This is a genomic window from Streptomyces asiaticus (assembly GCF_018138715.1).
Taxonomy (GTDB): Bacteria; Actinomycetota; Actinomycetes; order Streptomycetales; family Streptomycetaceae; genus Streptomyces; species Streptomyces asiaticus.
This window is the reverse complement of the sequence record NZ_JAGSHX010000006.1, coordinates 507,550-530,019: the sequence shown is the minus strand read 5'-3', so window position 1 is coordinate 530,019 and position 22,470 is coordinate 507,550. Positions and strand designations below refer to the sequence as shown.

Here is a 22,470-nt window from a genome sequence, read left to right as displayed (position 1 = left end):
GCCCCCTCCGCGGCCCATGACCAGCTCCGGTGTGACCGGCCCCCTGGTGACTGTTTCCGCCGTTAGGCCTGGTCCATTCCGTACGCCCGCAACTTCCGGTACAACGTGGCCCGGCCGATGCCCAGGGACTCGGCCGCGCGCGCCTTGTTGTCCCCGTGCCGGCGCAGCGCCTCCAGGATGGCGGTGCGCTCCGCCCGTTCGATACCGCTCAGCCGGCGGGTGGCCGGTGGCACCCGCAGTCCGTACGGCAGCTCCTCGCGCCGCACCGGCCCGGTGGCGCGGCGGCGCCCGGCCACCTCCCGTACGACTTGGGCGAGTTCGGCCACATTGCCCGGCCAGGTGTGCTGCTCCAGCGCCCGGCGCGCGTCCAGGCTCCAGGTCAGCGGGGGACGTCCGGGGGAGGGGCGCTCGGGGAGGCCCGCCAGCAGCGCGGGGATGTCCTCGACGCGTTCGCGCAGCGGCGGCAGCGTCACCGACCGGGCCGCGAGGATGTCCAGCAGCCGGCTCAGACACGGGCCGGTGGGCGCGCCCGGGGTGTGCGTCGCCACCAGCGGCACCGCGGGCCGCTCCGCCAGCAGCGAGAGCAGCGCCGCCACATCGGACTGGCCCAGCCGCTCGGCGTGGCGCAGGAGCAGCGGCGGCGCGCCGCCGTCCGCCTCGGACTCCGGGGGCTCCGCGAGCGCCTGACACCAGCGCGGGACCTCGCCGGGCACCTGCTCGGCGGCGTCGATGACACGCGGTGCGGCCGTGCCCCGCAGGCCGAGCAGGGCACGGGCCAGCGCGGTCTTGCCCACGCCCGGCTCGCCGATCAGCAGCAGCGGCTCCACGGCCCGCGCCAGCTCCGTCGCCCGGGAGACGGTCAGCCGCCAGGGCCGGGACGTGCCCACGAGCCCCGGGAGCCGGTCATCGCCCCGGCGCTCCGCCGACCGCGCCCGCCGGGCCGCCGTGCACACCGTGGCCACGGCCCCGATGACCTCGCCCCGGTGCACCAGACGCGTCATCCTTACGGTGAGCCCGGCGCCGTCCGGTACGGCGAACTCATCGTCCGGTACGGGGATCTCGCCGTCCGGTACGGCGATCTCCTCCGGTGCGTGCTCCTCCGGCCCCGTGGCCGGACCCGCGCCCGCGTCCCTGAGGAGGGCCGTGGCATGCCGTTCCAGCCGCGCCAGTGTCTCGTGCGACAGCAGCCGCGCGGCCTCCGGGCTGATGAGGCGGCTGCTGCCGTCGAGCGCCACCACCGCCGCCCCCTCGGCCCGCCGCCGCAGATACGCGTCGAGCAGCACCCGCTCCGGCGGGCGCGCCCGGCCCAGCAGCTCCGTCTCGATCGCGTGCGCGATGGCCTCGGCGAGTGCCGCGCCGGGGTGGGTGGTGTGGCCCTCGCCCAGTGGGGCCACCACGGTGACGGTGCCGGCCGGGCGGCCCGCCGTCGGCTCGTACAGCGGAACGCTGACCGCCGACACCTCCTGCCACAGATCGAGGAAGTGCTCGGGGCCGTGGACCTCGGCCCGGCGCCCCGTGCGCAGCGCGAGCGCGGCGCTGTTGTGCCCGACCGCCTTCTCCGACAGATCGAGACCGGCCATGCCGTCGGGCGCGGGCGTACCGGCGTAGTGCCCGCCGCCCGACCACAGCGTCCGGCAGCGGGAGTCCACCAGCACCAGCCCCATCGCACTGCTCAGCGTGGGCGCCGTACGGTCCAGCACGGGGCGCGCCGCGGCCAGTAGCGGTGAGTCCACCGGTGGCCGGACCCTGGGCGGGGCCGCCAGGTCGCGCGGTACGCCGAAGAACCGCGCCCGCCGCCAGGCCTGGGCGAGGTCCTCGGGAACCCCGTCGCCCGGTGGCCGTCCGCTGAAGAACCGGTCGCGCGCCCGGCGCAGCGATGAAAGGGCCGGGTCGGCGGGGGTGTCGTCGGTGGCGGGGGTGTCGTCGGTGGTCGTCACAACCTCTCCACCGTATACGTCGCCACTGTTTCGAAATGAGACACCTCGGGGTCCGGGTTCTGGAACAAGATCATCAATGGTCGGTCGGCGATCACCGATCGGGCCGGGAGACCGGCCATCGCCGGGGAGGGGACGGGGAGAGGACCGAGAGGAGCCCTTCAGCAGTGGAGACCGTCGAGACCGAGCGCGCCAACCGGAGCATCGGTGAGACCGCGCCGGTTTTCGAGGCGCTGGATCTGCTCTCCACCTCGGATCCCGAGCAGATGTGGCGCAATGTCGACGCGCGTGAGGACGCCACACCGGAGGGCGCCGAGCAACGGCAGCGGCTGCGCGAAATCGGCGACCGCGGCGCCCTGCTGACCCGCCCCGACAACCACGTCGGCTTCCGTCACGCCGAAGTCTCCCCGCAGGCGGGGGAGTTGCTGCTCGGCGCGCTACGGAAGATCCTCGGCCACGGCTGACACCCACCCCCCAGGCGTTCGGAGCCCACCCTGGGGCTTCATCATAGACGCGCCCCCATCCCCAAAGAACGTTAGTGAGATGACTGCAATGCCCCTCCCACTGCTCCGGCGCATGCGCACCAAGCGTCCGGACCGCGGATCAGGACTCAGAGTGCCCCTGCCCGTGGGTGCTGGAGCCTTCAGCTGCGAGGTCCTGGACCCCGTCGGCCAGGCCCTGGGTGGCGTGGAGGTCACCGTCACCGAGACGCGTGGCGCCGCCCGTACGGTGGCCAAGGCCACCACCGATCCGCATGGACTGTTCCTCGCCACGCTCGAGCCGGGGCAGTACACGGTGCTGCTCACCGGAAGCGGTCTCCAGCCCAACCGCCTCACCGTCGACATCGTCCCCGGCCGGAGCGAACCTCCCCGCCGGGTGCAGATGGAGCCCTCCCAGCAGCTCGAACTCCCCCCGCCGGGCACCTGGCTCTTCGACCCGCCGCACACCGCGATCCGCTTCATCGCCCGTCACGTCGGCATGGCCAATGTGCACGGCCGCTTCACCCGCTTCCGGGGCGGCATCCACATCGCCGAGCGAATGGAGGACTCCCGCGTCGAGGTCGTCATCGACGCCTCCAGCATCAACACCGGCAACAACACCCGCGATGCCCACCTGCGCTCGGCCGACTTCCTCGACGTGGACAACTTCCCGGAGATCCACTTCGCCAGCAACCGCTTCATCTGGCGCAGCGGCCCCAAGTGGACCCTCCAGGGCCCCCTCACGATGCACGGCGTGAGCCGCTCGGTGACCCTGGACACCACGTACCTCGGCGCCGTCAACGGGGGCTATGAACAGGAACTGCGCTGTGCCGCCCTCGCCACGGCCGAACTCCACCGCGAGGACTACACCCTGAACTGGCGCAATATGCTCGCCCGGGGCATCGCCGTGGTCGGCCCCACGGTCAAGCTGGAGCTCGACATCCAGGCGATGTACCGCAATCACGACACGCCGACGCCGCCGGAGTAGGCGGTACTCGGTTACCGATGGGGGCGGGCTGCGGCCCGCCCCCATCGCCGTGGCAGATCACCGGTAGAAGACGGCGACACCACCGTGATGCGAGCACGCGCCCTGGTGGTGGGCGGCGTAGGAGTAGGTGCCGTCGTTGCAGCGGGCCGTGGCCCCGCTGCTCGATCCGCCCGTGCTGCTGGACGACGAGCCGCCGGAAGACCCGCCGGATGACGACCCGCCGGAAGACGACCCGCCGCCCCCGGAGCTCGACGAGGACGTGCCGCCGGATGACGTGCCGCCACCACTGGTGGAGGAGGACGAGTCGTCCGCACGGCTCGGCTTCGGCTTCGGCGAAGCCTTCGGCTTCGCGGTGACGGTCTTGGTGACCGTCACGGTGGGCGCCGGTTCGGCCTTGGCCTTCACCCGGGCGGGCTTGGCCGTGACGGTGACCGTCACCTTGGGCGTGGGCTTGTCGCCGTCGGACGACTTCGTGTCGTTGCCCTGGGCCGACCCTATGCCGACTCCGGCGAAGAGCAGGATGGCCGCGACCGGGACGGCGACGCGTTTGCGTGCCCATCCGGGGCGTCTCGGCGCCGGTGATGGCTGGTTATTCCAGGACATGGTCCCCCCTTGAGTGATACGCGAGGAACCGACCTTAACCGCGCTGATTGAAAAGTGAAGAGTTTGTGTGTGCTCGGTGTTCATATTGTGATCCGGCGTCACGGGCCCCGGAGCGCATAGATTTGGGCTCACTCACCGAACGACGAAGGCGGTAGATCCCATGAGCCTGTACGACATCCCCCTGCGCACCCTCACCGGCGAGCCGACCTCGCTCGGTGAGCACCGGGGTGCGGCGCTGCTGGTGGTCAATGTGGCGTCCAAGTGCGGTCTGACCCCGCAGTACGAGGGGCTCGAGCGGCTCCAGCAGCGCTATGCCGGGCGCGGGTTCACCGTGCTGGGGGTTCCGTGCAACCAGTTCGCCGGGCAGGAGCCGGGGACGAGCGAGGAGATCCAGACGTTCTGCTCGACGACCTACGGGGTGTCCTTCCCGCTGCTGGAGAAGGTCGATGTCAACGGCGAGCAGCGGCATCCGCTGTACGCCGAGCTGACGGGGACGCCGGACGCGCAGGGCGAGGCGGGGGATGTGCAGTGGAACTTCGAGAAGTTCCTGATCTCGCCGGACGGTGAGGTCGTGGGCCGGTTCCGGCCGCGGACCGAGCCGGAGGCGGACGACGTCGTCGCGGCGATCGAGGCGCAGCTGCCCCGGTGAGGTGAGGCGAAGGGGGTGGGGCGAGGGGCCTTCAGGTCCCTCGCCCGCCCGGTCAGCCGCGTTCCGCGGCGAACGCGGCCAGCCACGCCAGCGGCGCGTTCCAGTTGATCGCCACCTCATTCGTGGAGTACGAGCCGATGTCGTCGATGTAGCAGGCCGCGGGCGCGCAGCCCGGGAGCTTCTCCTGTGCCACCGGATCCTGTAGCCCGGAGTTCGCGCCGCCCGCGATCGATCCGGCGGGCGGGTTCGGCAGCGAGGCGTCGTACTGGTGCGCCCAGAAGCGGTGGTGCTGGTTCTGCGAGGCGCGCTCGCCGTAGCCGGTGACATACGACTGGCCGAGCGCGTTGCGGCCGAGCAGATAGTCCAGCGTCTCCAGCGCCCCGGCGCGGTACTTCCGCTGCTTGGTGAGCTCGTAGGCGACGGCCAGGACCGTCCCGTTGTTGGCCACCTGGCCGTTGGAGCCCCATACGTAACCGTCCGCCGGCAGCGGCACCGCATAGCCCTGGCCTGCCATCGTGTTCAAGCGGGCGTCGGCCGCGGAGACCACGGAGGCGCGGACGCGGGCGAGGTCGGCGGCGGGCAGGCCGTTGGGGACGGTGGCCAGGACGAGCCGCCCGAGGGGCCCGGTGGCCTGCCAGCTGAAGCCGCCCGGGGCGAACACATCGCTCGCGGTGTGATACGGCGAGGAGGTGACCGCGTCCCGGTACCGCGCTTCCCCGGTCGTCGCGTACAGCTCCGCCGCCGCCCAGTAGAACTCGTCGCCCACCTCGCTGTCGTCGTACGCCCCGCCGCCGGTGGAGTCGGTGGCCGGTGCCAGCACACCGGGGTTCGCCCGCGCGGCGGCCCACGCGCGGCGCGCGGAGTCCAGGCAGCGGGCGGCGAACGCGGCGTCGTACGGGGCGTACACCCGGGCACACTGCGCCGTCGCGGCGGCCAGATTGAGGGTGGCGGCGGTGGACGGCGCGTGCAGCTCACGCGGCTCGGTGTCCTGCTCGGGCCGGGTGGGCAGCCCGGTCCAGGCGGCGTCATGGACCTTGTGGAAGGCCATGCCCGCCCGCGGCTTGCCCTCCGGGATCTGCATGCGCATCAGGAACTCCAGCTCCCAGCGCGCCTCGTCGAGCACATCGGGGATCCCGTTGCCGCGCTCGGGGACGCGCAGCGTGGAATCCCCGAGCGCGGCCGCGTGCCCCGTACGCTTCGCGCGCTCGAAGGAGTTGACCAGCTGCCAGACCGCGAGCCCGCCGTTGACCACGTATTTGCCCTGGTCACCGGCGTCGTACCAGCCGCCGCGCACATCCCGGGTGTAGTCGCACACCCCGCTGACGCAGGGCACGGCGGTGTCGCCCCGGTTGGGGGCGACGCCCAGATGGCCCGCCGGGCGCGCGTAGGCCGCGCCGGCGAGCGACGCCTCGATGGGGATACCGCTGCGCTGCTGGTAGAAGAACGACATCGCGTCCGCGCGCAGCCCGTCGTAGAGGTTCGCGCGGAGGTCGAAGGGGTGGCTGGTCCGCCCGTCCACGGTGAGGGTGTAACCGGTGCCCGTCCCCTGGTACGAGGAGAAGTCCACCAGATGGGCGGACTGCCCGGAGGCGGCGTCCGCGCCCCGTACGGTGGTGGTGCCCGAGGCGGCCGTCCGCCCCGCGGCGTCGCGCAGCTGCCAGGGCAGGGCGGTGGTGCTCGCGCTGACGACGGTGGCGCGTTTGGGGCCGTCCGGCAGATATCCCAGCTGATTGACCTGGACGGCGGAGGGCGCGGCGGAGGCCGAGGGCGCGGCGGGGGAGTCCGCTCCGGCGGGCGCGGACTGGGCGGCGATCAGCAGTAGCGCACCGGTGAGCAGCGCGGTGGCGGCCCGCGCACCGCGCGGACGGCGTAACAGGGGCAGGGACATGAGGGACCCTCCTGGGGAGTGGGAGGCATGGGAGCGCTCCCAACTTGTGTAATGATGTGATCGCAGTGCGTCAAGGGACTGGACGGGTGCACGGTCCATCCCGCCCCCCTCTGTCACATCGCGCCCGGCCCATCCGTCAGCACGGTGTGGCCCGCGACGGTGTGGTCTGGACAAGGGGATGTGACCGATGAACGAGAACCACCTTCTGGCGGAGGGCTTCGAGGCCCACCGCGGCCATCTGCGCGCGGTGGCCTACCGCATGCTCGGCTCGCTGAACGAGGCCGACGACGCCGTCCAGGAGGCATGGCTGAGGCTCAGCCGCTCCGACACCGGCGCGGTGGAGAACCTGGGCGGCTGGCTGACCACCGTCGTCGGCCGGGTCTGCCTGGACATGCTGCGCTCGCGCACCGCCCGGCGCGAGGAGCCCCTGGGGGTGCACCTCCCCGACCCGGTCATCAGCCGTGCGAGCGGGCCCGGCCCCGAGGACCAGGCGCTGCTCGCCGACTCCGTCGGCCTCGCCCTGCTGGTCGTCCTGGAGACGCTGGCCCCCGCCGAACGGCTGGCCTTCGTACTGCACGATCTGTTCGCCGTGCCGTTCGACGAGATCGCCCCCATCGTCGACCGGACCCCGGCCGCCGCCCGTCAGCTCGCCAGCCGCGCCCGCCGCCGGGTGCGAGGAGCGGCCCCGGTCCCCGACGCGGACCTCGCCCGGCAGCGCGAGGTCGTGGGCGCCTTCCTCGCCGCCGCGCGCGAGGGCGACTTCGAGGGGCTGATCGCCGTGCTCGACCCGGATGTCGTGCTGCGCGCCGACTACGGCCCCGTACCCGCCCCCGCCCCGCGCGAGGTGCATGGCGCGGCGGCCGTGGCGGACCAGGCGCTCACCTTCTCCCGCCTCAGCGGACCGGGCCTCCATGCCCGGCCCGCGCTCGTCAACGGGGCCGTGGGCGTGGTCAGTTCGCGGGAGGGGCGGCCGTACTCGGTGCTGGCCTTCACGGTCGCGGACGGCAGGATCGTGGCGATCGACATCCTGGCCGACCCGGAGCGGCTGAGCGGGCTCGATGTGACGGACCTGGACTTGACGGACCTGGACTGACGGATAGGGCGTGACGGACCAGGGCTGACGGACCTGGGCTCACGGACCTGGGCTCACGGACCTGGGCTGATGAAACAGCGAAGGCAGGGAGATAACTCTCCCCGCCACTATCAACCTATAGCGCACCGGGGGGCTTGCGGCAAGACCCGGGGTGTGCCTCAGGATGGGCGGCCGATGCCAGGACCTGGGGAAACGGGGAGTTTGCGATATGCGTGTGGTGTTGTCGTCATGGGGGTCGCGCGGGGATGTCGAACCGCTGGCGGGACTCGCGGTGCGGTTGCGGGAACTCGGCGCGGAGGCGCGGGTCTGCGCGCCGCCGGACGAGGAGTTCGCGGCGCTGCTGGCCGGTGTCGGCGTGGAGCTGGTGCCGCTCGGCCCGACGGTGCGCTCGGTGGTGACCGGAACGCGGCCGCCGTCGGCCGCGGCCGCGTTCCGGCTCGCGCCCGAGCTGGTCGCCGCGCGGTTCGACACGCTCACCACGGCGGCCGAGGGGTGCGACGTACTGCTCGCGACCGGCCTGATGCCGGCCGGCGCCCGCTCGGTGGCCGAGAAGCTGGGCATCCGCTATGTGTTCGCGTGTTTCCATCCGTTCGGGCTGCCCTCGCGGCACTTCCGCCCGGGAAGGCGGCCCGGCACGCCGTCCCCCGCGGAGGAGACCGACCTCGAGGTGCTGTGGGAGCAGGACGCCCAGCGCGTGAACGAGCTGTACGGCGAGGCGGAGAACCGCCACCGGGCGGCGATCGGCCTGCCGCCGGTGGACAACGTCCGCGACTACGTCTTCACCGACCGGGCGTTGCTGGCCGCGGACCCGGTCCTGGGTCCGTGGCAGGACATGACGGAACTCGACCTCGTACAGACCGGGGCGTGGATCCTGCCGGACGAGCGCCCGCTGCCGGATGAGCTGGAGGCGTTCCTGGGCGCCGGTGAACCGCCGGTGTACGTGGGCTTCGGCAGCATGGCCATGCACACCTCGACCGACCTCGCCCGGGTGGCCGTCGAGGCGGTCCGCGCGCAGGGCCGCCGTGTCCTCCTCGCCCGTGGCTGGGCCGGACTGGCCCCGATCGACGACCGGGACGACTGCCTCGCCGTCGGCGAGGTCAACCATCAGGCGCTGTTCGGCCGGGTGGCCGCCGTCGTCCACCACGGTGGCGCGGGCACCACGACGACGGCCGCCAAGGCCGGTGCGCCTCAGGTGGTGGTCCCTCAGGTCGCGGACCAGCCGCACTGGGCCGCCCGAGTGGCCGAGCTGGGCATCGGCGCGGCACACGACGGTCCGGCCCCGACCCTCGACTCCCTGTCGGCCGCGCTGAAAACCGCCCTGACCCCCGGGACCCGGGCACGGGCGAGGGCCGTGGCGGGCACGATGCGCACCGACGGGACGACGGTGGCCGCGAAGCTGCTCCTCGATGCCGGGGCGTCGGACGGTCAAGCGCGCGGATAGACGCTCAGGCGCGCAGACAGACCGTCAGGCGCGCAGGTAGGTGAGCACCGCGAGGACGCGCCGGTGACCGTGGCCGTCCAGGCGGAGGTCGAGCTTCTGGAGGATGGAGCTGACATGCTTGTTGACCGCGGCCTCGGTGACATAGAGGTCGCGGGCGATCTCGGCGTTGGAGCGTCCCTCGGCCATGAGGGAGAGGACCTCGCGCTCGCGGGGCGTGAGCCGCCGCAGGGGGTCCTGCCGTCGGCGCAGCAGCTGGCGCACCACCTCGGGGTCCATGACCGTCGCCCCGGCGGCCACTTGCTCCACCGCGCTCGCGAAGTGGGTGACGGCGCTGACCCGGTCCTTGAGCAGATAGCCGATGCCGCTCTCGCTGCCCAGGTCGAGCAGGTGGGTGGCGTAGGACTGCTCGATGTACTGGCTGAGCACCAGAATGGGCAGGTCGGGGCGGTGGCCGCGCAGCGCGACCGCGGCGCGGAGGCCGTCGTCGGCGTTGCCCGGGGGCATCCGCACATCGGTGATGACGATGTCGGGGTCGTGCTCATGGGCCGCGGCGATCAGCGCGTCGGCGTCGCCGACGGCCGCCGACACCCGGTGGCCGAAGCGGGTGACCACGCTGACCAGGCCGTCCCGCAACAGCGGTGAGTCTTCGGCGAGCACGATGTTCAGCGGCACGGGAGCTCCACGCGCAGCAGTGTAGGGCCGCCCGCGGGGCTGGATATCCGCAGTCTGCCGTCCGCCGCGGCGACGCGGTCGGCCAGGCCGACAAGACCGGTGCCCGCGGCCGGGTCCGCTCCGCCGACGCCGTCGTCCCGGACCGACAGCGTCAGGACATCCGCGTCCAGCCGGGCGTGGACCTCGGCCCGGGCGGCCCGGCTGTGCTTGGTGGCGTTGGCCAGGGCCTCGGCGACGACGAAGTACCCCGTGCTCTCCACGGTCGCGGGCAGGCGGTACGGAAGCCGGATGTCGACGGCGACGGGGAGGGCGGAGCGGGTGGTGAGGTTGTCCACGGCCGCGGCGAGGCCGTGGTCGGTGAGCGCCTTGGGGTGCACACCCCGGCTGAGCTCACGCAACTCGTTGACGGCGAGGGTGACTTCGTCCTGGGCCAGCGCGAGCTGTCGGGCCACCGGCGAGCCCGGCTCCGCGTCAAGACCGGCCAGGCCGAGCATCACATTGATGGAGACCAGCCGCTGCTGGGCGCCGTCGTGCAGGTCCCGCTCGATCCGGCGGCGCTCGGCGTCGAAGGCGTCCACCAGACGCGCCCGGGAGGCCCGCACCTCGGTGAGCTCCCGGCCCAGTTCACCGTCGCGCGGCGCCAGGATCAGCCGGGTCAGCGCGGCGCGGGCACCGGCCCAGGCGGTGATGGTGTACGGCGCCGCGGGCAGCAGACACAGGCCGATGACCAGCCACGGCCAGGCGCCGGGGTCATCCACCGGCGAGGTCATGAGCAGGACGGGCAGGGCGAGGGCGAAGGCCAGGACGAGCAGGTCCATCCACCACAGGGCGGTCATCGACACCGCGGTGAAGCTCAGCTCCCGCCAGGTCGCGGGCTCCCGCAGCCGGGTCTCCAGCCACCCCCGCGGCCCGGGGCGTTCAGGGGCCCGGTGCGGATCCGGCGCCGGGTCCGGGTCCACCAGCCGCAGCCGCCCGCGTTCGATCCGGGTGACGACGATTCCGGACAGCGCCACGGCGAGGAGGAGAACGGCCCCCACCCCCACGATCAGCGACACCAGCCCGGCCGCGGCCATGGTCAGCAGCGTGACCATGGCGATCGCGCCGAAGACGACACCGGACAGCAGATAGGCCAACGCCCGCCAGGGCCAGGCCGAGGCCAGGAACCCCAACGGATGCTGAGCGAGAGCCTGCCAGGCTGTTCGAGAAGGCACCCGCAGAAGATATGCGACCCGTCGCCGCCCGGTCGGTAGTGCGTGCACTACCTCTGATCTCCTCCGCACACCAATGCGCCACCCGCTCCGCTCCCGGTGGGATGAGCGCCATGCCGATCCGTAGCCACAGACGTCTCATCCACCTGGCCATCGCCCTGCTCATCGCCTCGACGGCGTGGTGGCGCCCGGCGACCGCGCACGCCACCACGCCTTCCCACCCCACGCTGAACGCCGCCTCGATCGACGCCTACGTCAACGCCTATATGGAGCGGACCGATCTGCCGGGCGCCGTGGTGGCGGTCACCCGGGGCGACAAGGTCGTCCACGCGGCCGGATACGGGCACACCGCGGCCGGGAAGGCCATGACCGCGCGGACACCGGTGCCGGTGGCCTCGCTCTCCAAATCCATGACCGCCCTGGCCGTGATGCGGCTGGTCGAGGAGGGCCGGGTCGACCTGGACCAGCCGGCCCATCGCTATCTGCCCGAGTTCACGATGGCCGACCGGCGGGCCGAGAAGATCACCGTACGGCAGCTGCTGAACCAGACATCGGGCATGGCCGACTCCGCCTACCCCGACCTCGCCCGGCCCCAGGCACACACCCTCACCGAGGCGGTCGCGGACATGCGCGGCGCCCGGCTCGCCGCGGAGCCGGGCACCGAGTGGAACTACCACAACCCCAACTACTTCGTCGCCGCACGGCTGGTCGAGGTCGTCAGCGGGCGGCCCTTCGCGGACTACCTGGCCACCCAGGTGTTCCGGCCCCTGGGCATGACCCACACCGAGTCGGTCGACACCACCGATGAGATGCCCGATCACGCCCGGGGCTACGTCCGCGCCTACGGCATGCTGTTCCCGCGCTCCCACCCCCGCTGGTTCGCGGCCGGCGGCCACGGCGTCGTGACCACGGCGGACGACCTCTCCCGGTGGCTGATCGCGCAGAACAACCAGGGCGTGTCCGCGGCGGGGCGGCGCGTCGTCTCCGCCCGGAGCATCGACATCATGCACACCCCGCCGAAGGGCCGCGAGTACGCGATGGGCTGGTCCCTGAGTCCGTCCGGGGAGAAGCCCCGGCAGATCCGGCACACCGGGGAACTCCTGACCCACAACGCCATCCAGACGCTGCTGCCCGACAGCCGGACCGGCATCGCGATCGTGGCCAACACCGGCATGATCTCCGGGGACGACGCCGCCGTCATGCTCGACGGACTGGTCGACCTGGCCCGGGGCAAGTCTCCCGCGGTGCGCACTCCGTTCACGATGAAGGCCGACTACGTCCTCGCGGCGCTGACCCTGCTGGCGATCGCGCTGGGTGTGCTCGGGGCCGTTCGGGCACGCCGCTGGGCGCGACGCACCGCGGGCCGGCCGCTGTGGCGAGTCGTCCTGCGCATGCTGCCCTGCGCTGTCCCCATCGTCCTCTTCGCCCAACTCACCGATATGGTCGGCCTGTTCATGAACCGCGAGGGCACCCTGGCCCAGCTGCTGTACATCTGGCCCGCCCTCGTCATCTGGTCGGCCGCGGCCGCCCTGGCCTCCACGGTGGCGATCGCCGCACGGTCGCTCGCCGTGTTCCGGGCCCGGAGGGCCCGTGTTCCGGGGCGTGGAGCCGCGTTCACCGGTGAGCGGCCAGCACTGCCGCGAGGCCCTCTTGCAGGTCTTTGACGAAATGCTCGGGAACCTCCAGCGACGGGAAATGTCCCCCGGTTTCGGGCTCGCTCCACCGGACGATCTGCCGGTACCGCTCCTGTGCCCAGGGGCGCGGACACTTCTCGACGTCGCGGGGATACATGGTGAGTGCTGACGGGACGTCGACCCGGAGTTCGGGGTCCAGGGAGTTGTGGCTTTCGTAGTAGATGCGGGCCGCCGATGCTCCGGTCCGCGTGAGCCAGTACAGGGTGACGTTGTCGAGAACGCGGTCTCTGGAAATCGTCTCGAACGGGCTGTCCTCGGTGTCCGACCACTCGGCGAACTTGTCGAGGATCCAGGCGAGCAGTCCGACCGGTGAGTCGACGAGCGAGTAGCCGATGGTCTGCGGTCGGGTCGCCTGCTGCTTCGCGTACGCCGCGCGGTGGCGCCAGAAGTCGCGGGTCTCCTCGGCCCACTCGCGCTCGACCGCCGTCAGCCCGTCGGTCGTCGACCCGGGTGGTCCCTCCGCGAACGTCGTGTGGATGCCGAGGACGTGCGACGGGAACCTGCCGGCGAGCACGGTGGTGATATTGCCTCCCCAGTCGCCGCCGTGGGCTGCGAACTTGTGGTACCCGAGCCTTCCCATGAGGTCCACCCATGCGGCCGCGATCTTTTCGGTTCCCCACCCGGTGGCGGCCGGCTTGTCGCTGTAACCAAAGCCTGGCAGCGACGGGACCACGACGTGGAACGCCGGCGCGTCCGCGTCTTTCGGATCTGCCAGCTCGTCCACCACATCGATGAACCGGGCAACGCTGTCCGGCCAGCCGTGCGTCAAGATCAGGGGAGTGGCATCCGCGCGCGGGGACCGGCGGTGCAGGAAGTGGATTCCCAGATTGTCAATGGTCGTGCGGAACTGGCCGATCCGGTTGAGGCGCTCTTCGAACGGCCGCCAGTCGTACCCGGTGCGCCAGTAGTCCATGACATCGATGAGGTCGGCGAGCGGAACGCCTTGTTCCCATCGGCGAGGGCCGGGCGCGGCGCCATGGACCGTCTCGGCCTCCGGTAGCCGCGCCGCGGCTAGTCGCGCGCGCAGATCGTCGAGGTCGGCGTCAGTCGCGTGGGCTTCACATGCTTGTACGTCGCTGGTCGGACGGGGCATGAGACCTCCTGGCCATCGAGGAACCGGCTAAGGCGGTTCTAGCAGCTCTCGGAGTCATGCCGCAACCAGCTAAGGTGGTTCCATGCGTGCTGGATTCCCTGACTTCCGCCTCGGCAATGTGCTGGCGACCAGCTTCACGGGGACTCTGTCGGAGCGGCATGGCAACGCCGTGGAGCGGATTCCAGTGCCGCACCGACTCGTCGACTGGCTGGCGGTGAACGATCTCGCCGTGGACTCCTGCACCCCTGCCCAGCTCGACCTCGCCCGGGAACTGAGGGAGTCGATCCACGCCGCCGCGACAGCGGCCGCGATCCAGGACGCTCTCCCCGCGTCTGCTGTCCAGGTCATCAATGACCGCAGCGCTCAGGGCCGGGCCGCGGCGATCCTGACGCCCGAGGGTGAGCGGCGATGGCGGCTCGGCTCGGCTTCCTGTGTGGAAGACGCCCTCGGCGTGATCGCCGCCGACGCGATCAGCATCATCGCGGGCGAACGAGACGGAAAACTGGCCCTGTGCGCATCACCGACCTGCCGAGCCGCCTTCTTCGACACCAGCCAAAGCCGCACGCGCAAATGGTGTGACATGAACACGTGCGGAAACCGTCAGAAGAAAGCGCGGTTCAATGCCAACCAGCGCAAAACCCCCGGATCAGTGGCTTGATCCGGTTGACCCGGTTCGGCGGTGTTCCGTACCGGCCAGGGTCCGGCGGGCCGTGGCCGCCATCGCCTCGTCCACCATCCGGCCCTCGAAGCGCACCGCCCCCGCCCCCTCCGCCTGCGCCCGCTCCACCGCCGCGATCAGCCGCCGACAGCGGGCCAGCTCCTCCGCGTCCGGGGAGAACACCTCGTTGACCACCGGCACATGCGACGGGTGGATCACCGCCATCCCCTCGTACCCCAGGGCACGGTTCTGCTCGGCGAAGCGCCGTAGCCCCACGAGGTCCGCTACGTCGGCCCACAGCCCGGCCACCGGATGGGGGCGGTCCGCGGCGCGGGCGTCGAGCAGCACCCGGGCCCGTAGCTCGCGGGTCTCGTCGCCCTCGGGGCTCCAGCGGTAGCCGACCGCCCGTTCCACATCCCCGCCCGGCGCGGCCACCGCGCCCAGGTGGGCGATCCGGGCGGCGGCCCGGCCGATGGCGTACGCCTCGCGCAGCCCGCGGGCCGTCTCCAGCAGCGGCAGCAGGGCGAAATGGCCCTCGGGCAGGCCGTGTTCGCGCTCGCACCAGGCCAGCAGCCGGTCGGCGGTGATCACGTCCTCGGGGCCGCTCACCTTGGGCAGCACGATGCCGTAGAGCCCGGGGCGGGCCACCGCCCGCAGCTCGTCGGCGCCCTGCCAGCCCGCCGCGCGGTCCAGCGCGTTGATCCGTACGAGCAGTCGCATCCGGCCGGGGGGCGTCCCGGCCGCCCGGTCGACGGCCTCGGCCACCGCCTCCCGCGCCACCGCCTTGCCGTCCTCCGGAACGGCGTCCTCCAGGTCGAGAATGGCCGCGTCGGCGCCCGCCGCCTCCGCCTTGGGCAGCCAGCCGGTGCGGCTGCCGGGCACGAAGAGCAGGGAGCGCAGGGGGACGCGGCGCGCGGTCGCGCCGGTCGCGCCCGTCACCCCGCCAGACGACTCAGACGACTCAGATGACACCCTCGGCCTCCAGCTTCGCCAGCCGCCCGCCGTCGATGCCCAGCCACTCCCCGTAGACCAGCGCGTTGTCCGCGCCGAGCGCGGGGCCGGTCCGCCACACCGCGCCGGGGGAGCGGTGGAAGCGCGGGATCACCGCCTGCATCCGCACCGGGCCGAGATCGGGGTCGTCCACCGTGATGATGTCCTCGCGTTCGGCGTAGACCGGGTCGGCGACGATATCGGCGGCGGTGAACACCCGCGAGGCCACCACCTCGGCCCGCTCGAACGCCGCCAGGCACTCGGCCGCCGGGCGCGCCGCCACCCACTCCCGCAGCGCCGCGTCGAGCCGCTCGCGCCCCGCGTGCTGCTGCTCCACGGTGACGAACTCCTCGTCGGGCAGGCCCAGCAGCCGCACCACATTGCGCACCGAACGGGTGGTGGCGGAGGTGACGGTGAGCCAGTCGCCATCGGCGCTGCGGTAGGTGTTGATGACGGCGGCCGGGGCGACGGCCAGCTGGTTGCCCGCCCGCTCGGGGGCCGTACCGAGCTGGTCGTACGCGATGATCTGCCACTCCACCAGCCGGTACAGCGGCTCGAACAGCGCCAGGTCGATCCACTCGCCGTCGAAGGAGTCCGGATCGGTGTCCCGGCGGTGCAGCGCGGCCAGGACCGCGAACGCGCCCATCAGCCCGGTGACCGCGTCGCCGTGCGAGAAGCCGGTGTGCACGGGCGGGCCCTCGGGGAAGCCGGTCAGATGGACCACCCCGCTGCGGGCCTCGCCCATCTTCCCGAAGCCGGGGGCGTCGGCCCGCGAGGAGGTCGCGCCGAACCCGGAGATCTGGAGCAGGATCGCGGTGGGGTTGAGCGCGTGGACGGCCTCCCAGTCCAGGCCCCAGGCGCGCAGCCGGCCCGCCCGGAGCGTCACGATCACCACATCGGCCCAGGCGATCAGCTCCCGGGCGACCTCCCGGCCCTCCTCGTGGTGCAGATCCAGGGTCACCGAGCGCTTGTTGCGGCCCGCCACCTTGAACCACAGCGGTACGCCGTCGCGCCGCGGGCCCATCGCCCGCGCCGCGTCACCGGAGCCCGGCGGCTCCACGTGGACGACGTCCGCGCCCTGGTCGGCGAGCATCCCCCCGGCGAGGGGGCCCGCCACCACATGCGCGAACTCCACCACCTTGAGCCCCGCGAGCTGTCCCTGCCCTGTGCTGGTCTGGTCCTCCATGCGGCCAGGCTGCGGGGCGGGGGGTATGCGCGTCCAGCAATGAAAGGGGATCAATTCATGCGGATCTCGCAAGGATCGCCGCCACCGCCGCCACCGGCGTCATCGCCACCGCCGTCACCGCCACCGCCGCCGTCGCAGCCATCGCCGCTGTCGCCGCCCGGCGGTGTGCCCCCGGCGCCCTCACTGGTCCTCGCCCGCCTCCTCCCACACCACCCCCGCCGGCAAGGCGTCCGCCGCGGAGCGGAACTCCTCCAGCTGCTCCAGAAAGCGACGCGCCCCCGGCGGAAGCGTGCGGCGCGTCGGCAGGACGACGTACAGCCGGCGCTCCACCACCGGCCCCACCAGCGGGCGCCGCACCAGCCGGCCCGGCCCCACCAGCGGATGGACCAGGGCGGGCAGCGCGGAGACGCCGAGCCCGGCCGCCACCAGGCCGCCCACCGTGGCCACGTTCGACGCCTCGGCCGCCGGGTTCGCCTCCATCCCCGCCTGGGCGAAGGCCGCGTCGGTCATCCGGCGCACGCTGGAGTCGGTGCCCACCGCGAGGAACGGCTCCCGGCCCAGTTCCTCCCAGGTCACCTCCGCCCGCTCGGCCAGCGGATGGTGCTCCGGGAGCACCGCGTCGAAGCGGTCCCGCACCAGCGGCCGAAGCGTGATGCCCGGGGCGCGCCGGGCCACCGTGCTGACCGCGAAGTCGGCGTCCCCGTCGACCACCCGGTCCAGCACCGAGCGCTCCAGCCCGTCCAGCAGCCGTACGGTCATCTCGGGGCGGCGCGCGCGGAAGGCGGAGATCACCGGCGGCAGCAGCACGGCCGCGACCGAGGGCAGGGTCGCCAGGGCCACCGCACCGCGCTCACCGGCGCCGTAGCGCCCCAGCTGGGCCAGGCCCGCGCGGTGCGCGGAGAGGATCTGGTCGGCGATCCGCAGCGCCTCGGCGCCCGCCGGGGTGAGCCGCACATTGCGGGTGTCCCGCTCCAGCAGCCGCATCCCCAGCGTCCGTTCCAGATCGGCGACCGCCCGGCTCAGCGACGACTGGGACACATGCAGTTCGGCGGCGGCCGCGGTGAAGCTCACGGCGCGCGCGACCGCCGCGTACGCGGTCAGCTGGCGCAGGGTGACGTCCATGGTCCGTGAGCGTAGGCGCGGCGGCCGGGCAGGGGAACTGTTGCGCGAAACGCATGGATAGATCTGTGTTCGATGCTGGACGCGGATCTTTCCCCGCTCGGAAACTCTTCGGCAGCACCCGACCGGACGAGGAAGCGAGCGGCCATGCTGGCAGCACTGGGGTTCTGCACGATCGGCGGCTTCCTGCTGCTCACCATGACCAAACGGGTCTCCGTGCTGGTGGCACTGGTCCTCACGCCCGTGGTCACCGCGGTCATCGGCGGATACGGCGACGACCTGGGCCCGATGGCGCTCGACGGGCTGTCCAAGGTCGCCCCGACCGGCATCATGATCGCCTTCGCGGTGCTCTACTTCAGCCTGATGATCGACGCGGGCCTCTTCGAACCGCTGATCCGCGGCATCCTCCGCGCCTCCAGGAACGACCCGGTACGGATCACGGTCGGCACCGCCGTGCTGACCGTATGCGTCGCGCTCGACGGCGACGGCGCCTCCACCTTCCTCATCACCATCTCCGCGCTGCTCCCCGTCTATCAGCGGCTGGGGATGAGCCGGCTGGTGCTCGCCGGGGTGGTCGGCCTGGGCGCGGGCGTGATGAACATGATCCCGTGGGGCGGGCCGACGGCCCGCGCCGCGGCGGCCCTGAAGATCGACACCTCCGACATCATCATGCCACTGCTGCCCGCCCTCGCCGCCGGTATCGCCTGGGTGCTGCTCGCCGCGTATCTCATCGGACGCCGTGAGCGGCGGCGGCTCGGCGCGCTCGAGCCCGCGCCACGGGCCGAGGTGGCGGTCGGGGACGGCCCCGGCACACCGCGGGTCGCCGCACGCGCCGGTCTCGCGCTCACCGTCTTCAATCTGCTGCTCACCGTGGCCCTGCTGGTCTGTCTGGTGCTGGAGGCCATGCCGCTGCCCGTGCTCTTCGTCCTCGCCTTCGTCCTCGCGCTGCTGGTCAACCACCCCCGCTGGGAGGACCAGCAGGAGCTGCTGGAGAAGCACGGCAAGAGCGTGGTGCTCGTCATCACCATGATCTTCGCGGCCGGGGTGTTCACCGGCATCCTCGGCGGCACCGGGATGATCGGGAAGATGGCCGAGGCGCTGGTCGACATCATCCCCGCCGGGCTCGGCGGCCATCTCCCGGTGCTCGTGGCCGTCACCAGCATGCCGCTGAGCCTCGTCCTCACCCCGGACGCCTACTACTTCGGGGTGCTCCCGGTGCTCGCCGGGACCGCCGACGCCTTCGGCACCGGCCACGCCGAGATCGCCCGCGCGGCCGTCCTCGGCCAGATGACCACCGGCTTCCCGCTGAGCCCGCTCACCGCCGCGACCTTCATCCTCCTGAGCATGAGCGGCGTACAGCTCGGGGAGCACCAGCGCTTCCTCTTCCGCTGGGCGTTCGGGACGACGTTCGTGATGACCGCCGCCGCCCTCGCGACGGGCGCCCTGCCGCTCTGACCCGCTTCGATCAGTGAGGACCCGTCCATGCCGTCCGTACCCCGGCTGTCCGACCTGCCCCTGGTCATCGCCCTCACCACGGCCCTCACCACGGCCCTCGCCACCCCGCTCGCACACGCCGCAGGGCCCGAGCCGTCCGTTCTCCCCTCCTTCGTCGGCGAGCTGACGGCGCGGCACTACGACGGGAGGAGCGACGATCTGCTCACCGCCGGGCTCGGCTTCACCGGGCTGCGCGGGCCGATACCGCGGGCCGCCGACCCCGACCGGCCCACCGCCGCCGAGCTGCGCCGCCAGGCCATCTGGGGGTCGGCCGGACTGTCCGCGGGCTCCGGCGGCGGCCTCGGGCGGCTGTACGGGCCCGATGTCGACCGGGGCCGGCCGGTGCCCGGCGACGGCAAGGTCGCGGGCGTCGAGTACCGGGCCGTGGCGGGCACCGGCGCCCACAGCGTGAGTTTCGTCGTCCAGGTCCCGGACGACATCGACCGCGACCGGCCGTGCGTCGTCGCCGCGCCCGCGACCGGGCTCGGCGGCGTCTACAGCATGGTCGGCACCGCGGGGGCCTGGGGTCTGCACCACCGCTGCGCGGTCGCCTACACCGACAAGGGGATGGGCCCGGCCTTCGACGACCTTCACTCGGGCACCGTCATGGCCCACGACGGAACCACCGGTCCACGCGCGGAACTCCGCGGCCGTACCGCCTTCGACGCCGGGCTGAGCGACGCCGAGCGCGCCCGCTTCGACGCGGAGCACCCGTACCGCGTCGCCTACAAGATGGCCCACTCGGGGGCGAATCCGCAGGCCACCTGGGGACGCGATGTGCTGCGCTCGATCCGGCTCGCCCTCGCCGTACTGAACCGCGACTGGCGCGACGGAGCGCCCCCGGCGGGCTACACCCCCGCCTCCACCACGGTCCTGGCCACCGGGGTCTCCAACGGCGGCGGCGCGGCCGTCGCCGCGGGCGAGGCCGACCGCACCGGGCTCGTCGACGCGGTCGTGGCCTCCGAACCGCAGCTGAACCTCGCCCCGCTGGACGGAATCCGGGTCCGTCAGGGCGGGCGGGCCGTACCCGCCGCCGGACTGCCCCTGATCCGGTACAACGCGCTGGCCTCACTCCTCCAGCCGTGTGCCGCGCTCGCCGAGCCCACCGCGCCCGGCTATCCGGGCGTGGACGTGTCCGCCGCACGGCGCCGCTGCGCCGCCCTCGTCGGCGACGACCCGCGGCTGATCCCGCGCCGGGACGCCGAGCGGGCGGGTCCGGACGGGCTGCCGCGCCTCGCCCAGGACGCCCTGGTACGCGCCGGATTCCAGCCCCAGTCGGGGTATCTCCAGGTCTCGCACTACGACCCGCAGACCCCCGCCTCCTATGCGATGAGCTTCGCCCGCGCCTCGGTCGACGACGCGCTGTGCGGCTACGGCTGGGCCCGCACCGACTCCTCCGGGAACCCGGTCCCGTATCGCCGGGCGGAGCTGGCCGGTGCCTTCGGTACCAGCTCCGGCCGGGCGCCCGCCCCGGGCGTGCTGATCGACGAGAACTCGCCCGGCGGACCCGTGGCCGACGCCCGCTCCGTCGGACCCGGCGGCGAGCACGACTACAACCTGCGGGGAGAGGCCTGCGTCTACCGGCTCGCCTTCCCCCGGGCCGGGGCGCCGCGCGCCGAGCGGGACTGGGCGGCACGGCTCGCCGAGGGGCTGGCCGAGACCCGGCGCGACGGCGATCTGCACGGCAAGCCCACGCTGATCGTGCAGGGCCGCGATGACACCAGGGTGCCGGTCAACCACAGCTCACGCCCGTACCTCGGGCTCAACTCCCGGGCTCAGGGCGGGCGGGGCACCGTCAGCTATGTCGAGGTCACCCACGCCCACCACAGCGACTCCCAGGCGGCCGGGTTCGACAACCGGTACGTCCCGCTCGGCTACTACTACCAGCAGGCCCTGGATCTGATGGGGGAGCGGCTGCGGGGGCGGGCCGGGCTACCGCCCAGCCAGGTCGTGCGCACGGTGCCACGCGGCGGTGAGCCGGGGCACGCCCCCGAGCTGACCCGGGCCAACGTCCCGCCCATCGCCTCCGCTCCGGCGGCGGGGGACCGCATCCGGGTGACCGGCGGGACGGTGTGGGTGCCGTGAGCACCGCGCGGGGACGGTTCGTCAGCTCCCGGCCAGGGGCGTGGTCAGACCTTGGCCGGGGCCGCGTGGTCAGTCCCCGGCCAGGGGCGGGCGGTGCGGTTCGATGACCGTGACCCCGCCCCTGCCCCCGGAGGTCATCGTGGACAGCGCCTCCGGGACCGCGTCCAGCCCGATCACATCGGTGACCAGCAGATCCGGCCGCAGCGAACCGGCCTCGACCATCTCCATCATCGGCCCGTAGTCGTGGGCGGCCATGCCATGGCTGCCCAGCAGCCGCAGCTCCAGCGCGATCACCCGGTCCATCGGGATCATCGGGGTCCCGGCGGCCGGGGGCAGCAGCCCGACCTGGACGTGGCGGCCGTGGCGGCGCAGGCTCTTGATGGACGCCGCGCAGGTCCGCGGGGAGCCCAGCGCGTCGAGCGAGACATGGGCGCCGCCGCCCGTCGCGTCCGCGACCGCCTCCGCCACCGAGCCCAGGGTGGACGCCACGTCCACGCACACCGCCGCGCCGAACCGGGCGGCGAGGGCGAGTGCCTGCGGCGAGATGTCCACCGCCACCACCCGGGCCCCGGCCGCGGCGGCGATCATCACCGCGGAGAGCCCCACCCCACCGCAGCCGTGCACCGCGACCCACTCGCCCGGGGCCACCCGGCCCTGGGCGACGACGGCGCGGAAGGCGGTCGCGAAGCGGCAGCCCAGACCGGCGGCGGTGGTGAACGACAGCTCGTTGCGTATCCCGACCAGGTTCACATCGGCGTGTCCGATCGCCACGTACTCGGCGAACGAGCCCCAGTGGGTGAACCCCGGCTGCGTCTGCCGCTCGCACACCTGCTGGGCGCCCTCCGCACAGGCGGCACAGCGCCCGCAGGCGCACACGAACGGCACGGTGACCCGCTGCCCCGGCCGCCAGTTGAGGACGTCGGGGCCGACCTCCTCTATCACCCCCGCCAGCTCATGGCCGGGGACGTGCGGCAGCCGGATGTCCGGGTCGTGCCCCATCCAGCCGTGCCAGTCGCTGCGGCACAGTCCGGTGGCCTCGACGCGGATCACCGCGCCGCGCGGGGAGGGAGCGGGGTCCTCGACGCTCCGGACCTCGGGCCGGCGCCCGAACTCGTCGAACACCACAGCACGCATGGACACCGCTCCCTCGCTCGACCACATCCCCCATGGCCCGTGTGTCCAGGCGGGCCATAGAA

The 22,470-nt window shown here is 72.9% G+C and carries 19 protein-coding genes and 1 pseudogene; 10 read left to right on the top strand and 10 right to left on the bottom strand.

Going from position 1 to position 22,470, the window contains the following annotated elements; all coding sequences use genetic code 11:
• Positions 1-62: 62 nt before the first annotated feature.
• Positions 63-1,937 carry a sigma-54-dependent Fis family transcriptional regulator gene (locus KHP12_RS09515; RefSeq protein WP_210610320.1) on the bottom strand — a complete coding sequence of 625 codons (1,875 nt, stop codon included), beginning with the start codon at positions 1,935-1,937 and terminating at the stop codon, positions 63-65.
• 164 nt (positions 1,938-2,101) lie between these two features.
• On the opposite strand from KHP12_RS09515, the gene KHP12_RS09510 reads away from it, so the two are divergent.
• Together KHP12_RS09510 and KHP12_RS09505 are read left to right on the top strand one after the other, a co-directional pair.
• Entirely contained in the window at positions 2,102-2,398 is a 297-nt protein-coding gene (locus KHP12_RS09510; protein ID WP_208653070.1) for a hypothetical protein, read from the top strand.
• Between the two features lie 88 nt (positions 2,399-2,486).
• Positions 2,487-3,401, top strand: coding sequence for a YceI family protein (locus KHP12_RS09505; protein WP_211834827.1), 915 nt, complete (start codon positions 2,487-2,489; stop codon positions 3,399-3,401).
• A 57-nt stretch (positions 3,402-3,458) separates the two neighbouring features.
• On the opposite strand, the pseudogene KHP12_RS50860 reads toward KHP12_RS09505, so the two are convergent.
• A pseudogene (locus tag KHP12_RS50860) lies at positions 3,459-3,515 on the bottom strand (DUF3761 domain-containing protein); the annotation flags it as partial.
• Positions 3,516-3,528: 13 nt separating this feature from the next.
• Here KHP12_RS50860 and KHP12_RS50855 point away from each other — a divergent pair.
• Together KHP12_RS50855 and KHP12_RS09495 are read left to right on the top strand one after the other, a co-directional pair.
• Positions 3,529-4,017, top strand: a complete 489-nt coding sequence (locus KHP12_RS50855) for a hypothetical protein (RefSeq protein WP_246644223.1) — start codon at positions 3,529-3,531, stop codon at positions 4,015-4,017.
• A gap of 147 nt (positions 4,018-4,164) precedes the next feature.
• Positions 4,165-4,653 carry a glutathione peroxidase gene (locus KHP12_RS09495; protein ID WP_020866409.1) on the top strand — a complete coding sequence of 163 codons (489 nt, stop codon included), beginning with the start codon at positions 4,165-4,167 and terminating at the stop codon, positions 4,651-4,653.
• 52 nt (positions 4,654-4,705) lie between these two features.
• Here the strand turns inward: KHP12_RS09495 and KHP12_RS09490 are convergent, their stop codons facing one another.
• Positions 4,706-6,541, bottom strand: a complete 1,836-nt coding sequence (locus KHP12_RS09490; RefSeq protein ID WP_086882770.1) for a glycoside hydrolase family 9 protein — start codon at positions 6,539-6,541, stop codon at positions 4,706-4,708.
• A gap of 187 nt (positions 6,542-6,728) precedes the next feature.
• On the opposite strand from KHP12_RS09490, the gene sigJ reads away from it, so the two are divergent.
• Together sigJ and KHP12_RS09480 are read left to right on the top strand one after the other, a co-directional pair.
• Entirely contained in the window at positions 6,729-7,634 is a 906-nt protein-coding gene (sigJ, locus tag KHP12_RS09485; protein ID WP_086882769.1) for an RNA polymerase sigma factor SigJ, read from the top strand.
• A gap of 208 nt (positions 7,635-7,842) precedes the next feature.
• On the top strand, positions 7,843-9,075 hold the full coding sequence (locus tag KHP12_RS09480; RefSeq protein WP_086882768.1) for a glycosyltransferase: 1,233 nt from the start codon (positions 7,843-7,845) through the stop codon (positions 9,073-9,075).
• Between the two features lie 24 nt (positions 9,076-9,099).
• Here KHP12_RS09480 and KHP12_RS09475 read toward each other — a convergent pair whose 3' ends face one another.
• Together KHP12_RS09475 and KHP12_RS09470 are read right to left on the bottom strand one after the other, a co-directional pair.
• Positions 9,100-9,747, bottom strand: a complete 648-nt coding sequence (locus KHP12_RS09475; protein ID WP_211832557.1) for a response regulator — start codon at positions 9,745-9,747, stop codon at positions 9,100-9,102.
• Entirely contained in the window at positions 9,738-10,958 is a 1,221-nt protein-coding gene (locus tag KHP12_RS09470) for a sensor histidine kinase (RefSeq protein WP_086882773.1), read from the bottom strand. The genes KHP12_RS09475 and KHP12_RS09470 overlap by 10 nt, the downstream gene beginning before the upstream one ends.
• 110 nt (positions 10,959-11,068) lie before the next feature.
• On the opposite strand from KHP12_RS09470, the gene KHP12_RS09465 reads away from it, so the two are divergent.
• Positions 11,069-12,619, top strand: coding sequence for a serine hydrolase domain-containing protein (locus KHP12_RS09465; RefSeq protein ID WP_372455185.1), 1,551 nt, complete (start codon positions 11,069-11,071; stop codon positions 12,617-12,619).
• Here KHP12_RS09465 and KHP12_RS09460 read toward each other — a convergent pair.
• Positions 12,570-13,742 (bottom strand): epoxide hydrolase family protein, encoded by a 1,173-nt coding sequence (locus tag KHP12_RS09460; protein ID WP_086882766.1) that lies wholly within the window; start codon positions 13,740-13,742, stop codon positions 12,570-12,572. The genes KHP12_RS09465 and KHP12_RS09460 overlap by 50 nt on opposite strands.
• A gap of 82 nt (positions 13,743-13,824) precedes the next feature.
• Between KHP12_RS09460 and KHP12_RS09455 the strand changes: the two genes are divergently transcribed.
• Positions 13,825-14,400: a CGNR zinc finger domain-containing protein gene (locus KHP12_RS09455; RefSeq protein ID WP_086882765.1), complete on the top strand. Its 576-nt coding sequence runs from the start codon at positions 13,825-13,827 to the stop codon at positions 14,398-14,400.
• Here the strand turns inward: KHP12_RS09455 and KHP12_RS09450 are convergent.
• The 3 genes from KHP12_RS09450 to KHP12_RS09440 form a co-directional block, all read right to left on the bottom strand.
• Positions 14,389-15,339, bottom strand: a complete 951-nt coding sequence (locus tag KHP12_RS09450) for an HpcH/HpaI aldolase/citrate lyase family protein (protein WP_086882764.1) — start codon at positions 15,337-15,339, stop codon at positions 14,389-14,391. The two genes, KHP12_RS09455 and KHP12_RS09450, sit on opposite strands and share 12 nt — an antisense overlap.
• A 22-nt stretch (positions 15,340-15,361) precedes the next feature.
• The gene (locus tag KHP12_RS09445) at positions 15,362-16,576 is read right to left on the bottom strand and encodes a CaiB/BaiF CoA transferase family protein (protein ID WP_086882763.1); all 1,215 of its coding nucleotides are present in this window, start codon (positions 16,574-16,576) and stop codon (positions 15,362-15,364) included.
• A 180-nt stretch (positions 16,577-16,756) separates the two neighbouring features.
• Positions 16,757-17,698 carry a LysR family transcriptional regulator gene (locus tag KHP12_RS09440; RefSeq protein WP_086882762.1) on the bottom strand — a complete coding sequence of 314 codons (942 nt, stop codon included), beginning with the start codon at positions 17,696-17,698 and terminating at the stop codon, positions 16,757-16,759.
• Between the two features lie 144 nt (positions 17,699-17,842).
• Between KHP12_RS09440 and KHP12_RS09435 the strand changes: the two genes are divergently transcribed.
• The gene (locus tag KHP12_RS09435; RefSeq protein ID WP_211832555.1) at positions 17,843-19,150 is read left to right on the top strand and encodes a CitMHS family transporter; all 1,308 of its coding nucleotides are present in this window, start codon (positions 17,843-17,845) and stop codon (positions 19,148-19,150) included.
• Between the two features lie 27 nt (positions 19,151-19,177).
• Positions 19,178-21,274, top strand: a complete 2,097-nt coding sequence (locus KHP12_RS09430; RefSeq protein ID WP_086882760.1) for a 3-hydroxybutyrate oligomer hydrolase family protein — start codon at positions 19,178-19,180, stop codon at positions 21,272-21,274.
• A 69-nt stretch (positions 21,275-21,343) separates the two neighbouring features.
• On the opposite strand, the gene KHP12_RS09425 is transcribed toward KHP12_RS09430, so the two are convergent.
• Positions 21,344-22,408: a zinc-dependent alcohol dehydrogenase family protein gene (locus KHP12_RS09425; RefSeq protein ID WP_086882759.1), complete on the bottom strand. Its 1,065-nt coding sequence runs from the start codon at positions 22,406-22,408 to the stop codon at positions 21,344-21,346.
• Positions 22,409-22,470 lie beyond the last annotated feature (62 nt).

Excerpts from the sequence above, each read along its gene's own strand:
- KHP12_RS09460 (WP_086882766.1), bottom strand. The coding sequence starts at position 13,742 with ATGCCCCGTCCGACCAGCGACGTACAAGCATGTGAAGCCCACGCGACT.
- KHP12_RS09430 (WP_086882760.1), top strand. The coding sequence starts at position 19,178 with ATGCCGTCCGTACCCCGGCTGTCCGACCTGCCCCTGGTCATCGCCCTC.
- KHP12_RS09440 (WP_086882762.1), bottom strand. The coding sequence starts at position 17,698 with ATGGACGTCACCCTGCGCCAGCTGACCGCGTACGCGGCGGTCGCGCGC.
- KHP12_RS09465 (WP_372455185.1), top strand. The coding sequence starts at position 11,069 with ATGCCGATCCGTAGCCACAGACGTCTCATCCACCTGGCCATCGCCCTG.
- sigJ (WP_086882769.1), top strand. The coding sequence starts at position 6,729 with ATGAACGAGAACCACCTTCTGGCGGAGGGCTTCGAGGCCCACCGCGGC.
- KHP12_RS09495 (WP_020866409.1), top strand. The coding sequence starts at position 4,165 with ATGAGCCTGTACGACATCCCCCTGCGCACCCTCACCGGCGAGCCGACC.
- KHP12_RS09425 (WP_086882759.1), bottom strand. The coding sequence starts at position 22,408 with ATGCGTGCTGTGGTGTTCGACGAGTTCGGGCGCCGGCCCGAGGTCCGG.
- KHP12_RS09445 (WP_086882763.1), bottom strand. The coding sequence starts at position 16,576 with ATGGAGGACCAGACCAGCACAGGGCAGGGACAGCTCGCGGGGCTCAAG.
- KHP12_RS09455 (WP_086882765.1), top strand. The coding sequence starts at position 13,825 with ATGCGTGCTGGATTCCCTGACTTCCGCCTCGGCAATGTGCTGGCGACC.
- KHP12_RS09480 (WP_086882768.1), top strand. The coding sequence starts at position 7,843 with ATGCGTGTGGTGTTGTCGTCATGGGGGTCGCGCGGGGATGTCGAACCG.
- KHP12_RS09435 (WP_211832555.1), top strand. The coding sequence starts at position 17,843 with ATGCTGGCAGCACTGGGGTTCTGCACGATCGGCGGCTTCCTGCTGCTC.
- KHP12_RS09490 (WP_086882770.1), bottom strand. The coding sequence starts at position 6,541 with ATGTCCCTGCCCCTGTTACGCCGTCCGCGCGGTGCGCGGGCCGCCACC.
- KHP12_RS09505 (WP_211834827.1), top strand. The coding sequence starts at position 2,487 with ATGCCCCTCCCACTGCTCCGGCGCATGCGCACCAAGCGTCCGGACCGC.